At 69.7% G+C, this 5,163-nt stretch carries 4 protein-coding genes; 2 read left to right on the forward strand and 2 right to left on the reverse strand.

The annotated features are described in order from the left end of the window. Positions 1–1,294, reverse strand: a 1,294-nt coding sequence (locus ACWDNY_RS31125; protein ID WP_451649159.1) for a serine/threonine-protein kinase, incomplete at its 3' end; no start/stop codon positions are given. A 208-nt stretch (positions 1,295–1,502) separates the two neighbouring features. Continuing rightward, positions 1,503–2,615, reverse strand: a complete 1,113-nt coding sequence (locus tag ACWDNY_RS31130) for an L-dopachrome tautomerase-related protein (protein ID WP_451649160.1) — start codon at positions 2,613–2,615, stop codon at positions 1,503–1,505. Between the two features lie 341 nt (positions 2,616–2,956). Here ACWDNY_RS31130 and ACWDNY_RS31135 point away from each other — a divergent pair, with 341 nt between their 5' ends. Further along, on the forward strand, positions 2,957–3,361 hold the full coding sequence (locus ACWDNY_RS31135; protein WP_451649161.1) for a hypothetical protein: 405 nt from the start codon (positions 2,957–2,959) through the stop codon (positions 3,359–3,361). A gap of 540 nt (positions 3,362–3,901) precedes the next feature. Next, positions 3,902–5,065 carry a S1 family peptidase gene (locus ACWDNY_RS31140; protein ID WP_451649162.1) on the forward strand — a complete coding sequence of 388 codons (1,164 nt, stop codon included), beginning with the start codon at positions 3,902–3,904 and terminating at the stop codon, positions 5,063–5,065. Positions 5,066–5,163 lie beyond the last annotated feature (98 nt).

The following is a 5,163-nucleotide window of genomic DNA, read 5'->3' on the forward strand; positions in this document are numbered from 1 at the left end:
GCCCGACGTCCTGGCCCTGTCCGAGGAGGAGGTGGGCGACCTGCTCGGCGTCGCGGCGACGCGGCTTGCGGCCGCCGGCGTGGCCGTGCACTGTCAGCTGGGTGATCCAGTCGTCGAGTTCGTCCGCGTCGCGGGTGGTGACCCGGCCTGACTGCGAGGTGCCGTCGTGGAGGTAGACCGTGACGGTGAGGGAGAGGCCGCGCCCCGACTTGCTGTGGGTGATGGCGCGGACGGCGTGCCAGGGGAAGTCGAAGGCGCGGCCGTTGATCCCGAGGGAGATGCCGTGCGCATCGGCGACGACGGCGTTCTTGCGGTCCATGGCGAGGAACTCGTGCCCCTCGCCCGCCGTCACCGGCTCGGGCGGCCCGAAGCCACCCGGGGGCGTGGGCGGGGGCGGCACCGCGGGAACGGGTGGGTACGGCGAAGCCGCGGAGACCGTCGGCATATGGGCGACGGGCGGCGCCGTGGGCGAGGAAGGGGGAGCGAACATCGTCGGCGTGTAGGCGGGCGGGACACTGCTCTGTGCGGGCGCGAGCAGGTCCAGCAGCTGCCCGGCGGTGGGCCGTTGCCCCGGTTCCTTGGCCATGCACGCGGCCACCGTCGGCCGCAGCCCCGCGGGCACGGCCGCCATGTCGGCCTCGTGATGGACCGAGCGGTACATCAGCATCATCGGCGTGCCCTCCCCGAAGGCGCTGCCGCCGGCCGCCGCGACGAGGACGGCACCCAGCGCGAAGATGTCCGCCGCGGCGGTGACGGGAAGCCCCTCCGCCTGCTCCGGCGCGAGGAATCCCGGAGTGCCGAGCGCCGCTCCCGTCACCGTGAGCCGGGACCCCTCGAGCGCCCGGGCGATGCCGAAGTCCACGACCCTGGGGCCGTCGTCGGCCATGATGATGTTGCCGGGTTTCAGGTCGCGATGGACCAGCCCACAGGCGTGAATGGCCTGCAGTGCCTCGGCCAGCGCCAGGCCCAGCCGGCGCAGCGCCCCCTCGTCCATCGGCCCCTGGGCGGTGAGGAGGCCGGCCAGGGTGGGACCGGGCACGTACGCGGTGGCGAGCCAGGGCGAGGGAGCGTCCGGATCCGCGTCCACGACCGGCGCCGTGTGGAAACCGCCCACCGCGCGGGCGGCGGTGATCTCGGCGCGGAAACGCTCGCGGAACTCCGGGTCCCGCGCGAGCTCCGGTTTGGCGACCTTCACGGCCACGCTCCGGCCGCCACGCGATCTCGCCAGATAGACGGTGCCCATGCCGCCTTCGCCGAGCACCCGCTCGACCATGTAGGCGCCGATCTGCTGCACGCCGATTCCTCCCCCTGCGTTTGCTCCCGCGCCACACTAGAGCAGGGCGGGAGTCAGGTGGAAAGCCGGTGCCTTTCGACCTGACTTGGGGGGCGGCAGCGGGGTTCGCGTCAGGAAGGCGTGTGCTCAGGCGCCTGCGACGGCCAGTTCGTCGTTGATCACGGACTCGGCGCGCTCGCGGATGCCGGAGGAAGGGCCGCCCCGAGGTCTACCGACGGGCGGGGCCGCCGTCGACCGGGATCCGGTAGAGCACGTAGGGCTTGCGCCGAAGATCGACGCCGGCGTTGTATGCGGGCTGCCGGTTCAGCTGATTGGCCATCACGTACAGGTTCCGGTCGTAGCCGATCGACAAGGTGTCCGGCCAGATCAGCCGGTTGTCGTGGACCAGGGTGCGGAATCGCCCGTCGGTGTCGCGGAAGACGAGCGCGTTGTGCTCGATGTCGCCTCCGTACACGCGGCCCGCGTTGTCCGTCTCCAGCCCGTCGGACATCCCTTTCGTGCCGAGATTGCGAACGGTCTTCGCGATCTTGGAATCCGCTACCCGGCGGTCGGTCAGACCGCTTGTCGGCACGGAGTACAAGGTGCGGCTGGACAGGGGGCAGTAGTAGAGGGTCTTGCCATCCGGGCTCAGGGCGATGCCGTCCGACCCGATGTTGATGGGGCTGGTGGGACCGTGTGCCGGCCGGTTGAGCATTGGCTTCCCCTCGACGACGGGAACGAAGTCGGGCACCGGGCGTACCGAGGGCACGTTGTTCAGTCGGCGCCAGGATGTCCCGGACGCCAGATCCACGACGATCAGCCCGTTGGGGCCGTCCGAGGAGGCGTCCGTGAGGTAGGCCGTGCCCGCCTTGCCTCGGGTGAGGTCGAGTCGCACATCGTTCACGAAACTACGGGGGCCGGCGACCTGACGGGGCAGCAGGATGGTCCGGATGACCTTGTTGGTGCGCAGGTCTATGGCGACGAGTTTGGGCCCGCCCACTGGTGCGTTGCCGAACTGGATGCGCCCGGTGTCCACGACCCACAGCCGGTCGGCGGCGTCGACGACGACGCTCTGCACCCCCAGGAAGTGATGCGCGGGGTCGCGTGTGTCGGCGGTGTTGATCTCGCGGTTCGGGTAGGGGACGGTTTTCCCATTGCGCACTTCGGCGACCGAGTACTGCACCTTGTCGCCCCAGTGGGGGAAGTTCACGAACACCCGGCCGGTGCGTGAGACGCTCACTCCTGTGGGCATAGCCCCGTTGAATTCCGCGACAGGCTGCAGGCGTTGCTTGTTCTGCGCGGGTGCGCCGGGAGGTTCCCTCGAATCGACCTGCGAGCTCACCAGGGATGTCGGGGTAGCGCTGCCCCCGATACAGAGGGTCGCCAGCAGTGCGACGACGCCGCGGCTCGATACCTTTCTCCCAGTCACGTCCTGCTCCTGTTCCTGTTCCGAAATTAGGAACGAGAATTTCGGGGCAATTGGTCCGTCGGTTCTTTTGCGGTCATGAGAGCCCATACAAACCTATGACCGATGAAGAGGGATCGCAACCAGGAGCATGTATCCGCCGGCCGGCGGATACATGCATGCAAACACGCTCGGCACAAGTTCCGGCACCCTCCGGAACTTGTGGAATCGAATGCTAACGCGCAGTCGTATCCGGGGCAAAAGCTTCACTCGTTCTGTTGATCGAGGAGGGTGCGATGCCGTCGGTGCTGGGGTTGATGGAACGGCGTGAGGCGCGGGCGAGGCAGGATCTGGAGTCCTGGACGGAGGTTTTGGAGCAGGCTCAGGCGGAGGTGGATGCCGCGCGGGAGCGGGTCGAGCGGGCCCGGGTGGGGCGTGAGGAGCTCGTGTCGGTGCTGGCGGAGGAGAGTCCGGTGAATACGCCGGTTTCCGTGCCGTCTGGTGGTGAGACGGCTGCCGCCGTGGGAGCGGGCGGCTTGGGGGCGGGGCATGGCGAGTGGCCGCCGGTGTGGCGGTCGGGGATGGGCGAGGAGGCGCTCAGCGGCCTGTACCGGGAGGTGTTCGCCGCGGTGGTGACTGCGTCTCGCGACGGCAGTACGCCCCCGGACGCCCGCCCTGCTTGAGCAGCCACGCCGGCACCGGCATCCCGGAGCGGACCTCGGCCCACTCCGCATCCGTCATGTCCCTCGGACAGCACCGCACCCGCCGACCCGGAGCGATCGAACCCAACCTGTGGACGTCGCGGTCACACCCAGGGGTGACCGCAGTGGATGCAGGCACAGCAGAGATGCTCAACTCGTCAGACAACGGGTCTCCTTGCTCGTGACCGGCTTCAACAACCACGTCACTACCAAGGGGCCCGTTTCTTCATGCCCACAACCACACCGGCATCTCTGTCCGAATGATCACCCGCACCGCAGGCTTCGAACGAGATCCGGTTTGCCACAACGCACTCAGTCGATGTCGCGTGCCGCCCAGTTCCCGTCGTTCCAGTTCCCGTCGTCCCGGTGCCGTGCATGACGCGAATCGGTTGTGCATTGGCATGGACCTGACGGCAGTGGCGCGGCTACCGTTTCCTCCGCGGCTCCCATGAGAGCGCTCTCAGCACGTCTGCCCTTCCGCTCCACCCCCCACCGTGACCGGAACGAAGAAAGGCAACCCCCATGAGACGCACCACAGTTCTGCGCGCCGGCCTGTCCGCGGCACTGCTGCTCGCCTCCGCCGTTGCAGGCCTGAGCGGACAGGCGTCCGCGGCGCCGGCCCCCTCCGCCGAGTCGACGGCAGCCGTCAAGGCCCCGGCCTCGGCGGCCCTGATAGCGGCCCTGCAACGCGATCTGCACCTGACGAAGACTCAGGCCACCGCCCGCCTCGCGGCGGAGACCGCGGCGCGTGAGGTGGAGGGCGCCGCACGCAAGGCCGCCGGGGCGTCGTTCGGCGGCGCGTGGTTCGACGCGGATCGCGGCGCGCTCGTCGTCGCCCTCGCCGACGCATCGCGCCGCGCGGCCGTCGAGGCCACCGGAGCCGAGGTCGTGCGCGTGGCCCACACCGAGCGGCAGTTGAACGCGGCGAAGGCCGAACTCGATGCCATGCGGGCGCCCAGCGGTGTCAGCGGCTGGCACGTGGACCCGCGGTCCAGCTCGGTCGCCATCACCGTGGTCGCGTCCAGCAAGGACGACAACGATGTCAGCGAGTTCGTCGCCCGCGCACGCAGGGTCGGCCCCGTGACCGTGACCGAAGCACCGCAGGCGCCGCGCACGTTCGCCGCGGGTACCGTCGGCGGCGACCCGTACTACACGGGCAACGTCCGCTGCTCCATCGGCTTCTCCGTCTACGGCGGATTCGTCACCGCCGGGCACTGCGGGCAGCCGGGCATGGGCGTGAGCGGCTGGGACGGCTCCTACATCGGCAACTTCCAGGGCTCCTCGTTCCCCGACAACGACTACGCCTGGGTCAACGTCGGCAGCGGATGGTGGACCGTGCCCGTCGTACTCGGCTGGGGCACCGTCTCCGACCAGCTGGTGCGCGGCTCGGCCGAGGCGCCGATCGGCGCCTCGATCTGCCGCTCCGGGTCGACCTCGCACTGGCACTGCGGGACGGTGCTCGCCAAGAACGAGACCGTCAACTACGCCCAGGGCGCGGTGCACCAGATGACGAAGACCAGCGTCTGCGCCGAACCCGGCGACTCCGGAGGCTCCTTCATCAGCGGCGACCAGGCCCAGGGGGTCACCTCGGGCGGCTGGGGTAACTGCAGCTCCGGCGGCGAGACGTGGTACCAGCCGGTGAACGAGATCCTCAGCCGCTACGGGCTGACGCTGCACACGGCCTGACGCGGACCTCCTGCCCGGCGGTGACGGTAGTAACGGCGCAGCTGCGCCGTTAGCCGCGGGCGCTCTCACCGCAGGACGGCGGCACGTTCCTGTACTTC

This window comes from Streptomyces sp. NPDC003697, assembly GCF_053587115.1.

What these genes read in the sequence shown, in the direction of transcription:
- ACWDNY_RS31140 (WP_451649162.1), top strand. Translation starts at nt 3,902, where the DNA reads ATGAGACGCACCACAGTTCTGCGCGCCGGCCTGTCCGCGGCACTGCTG.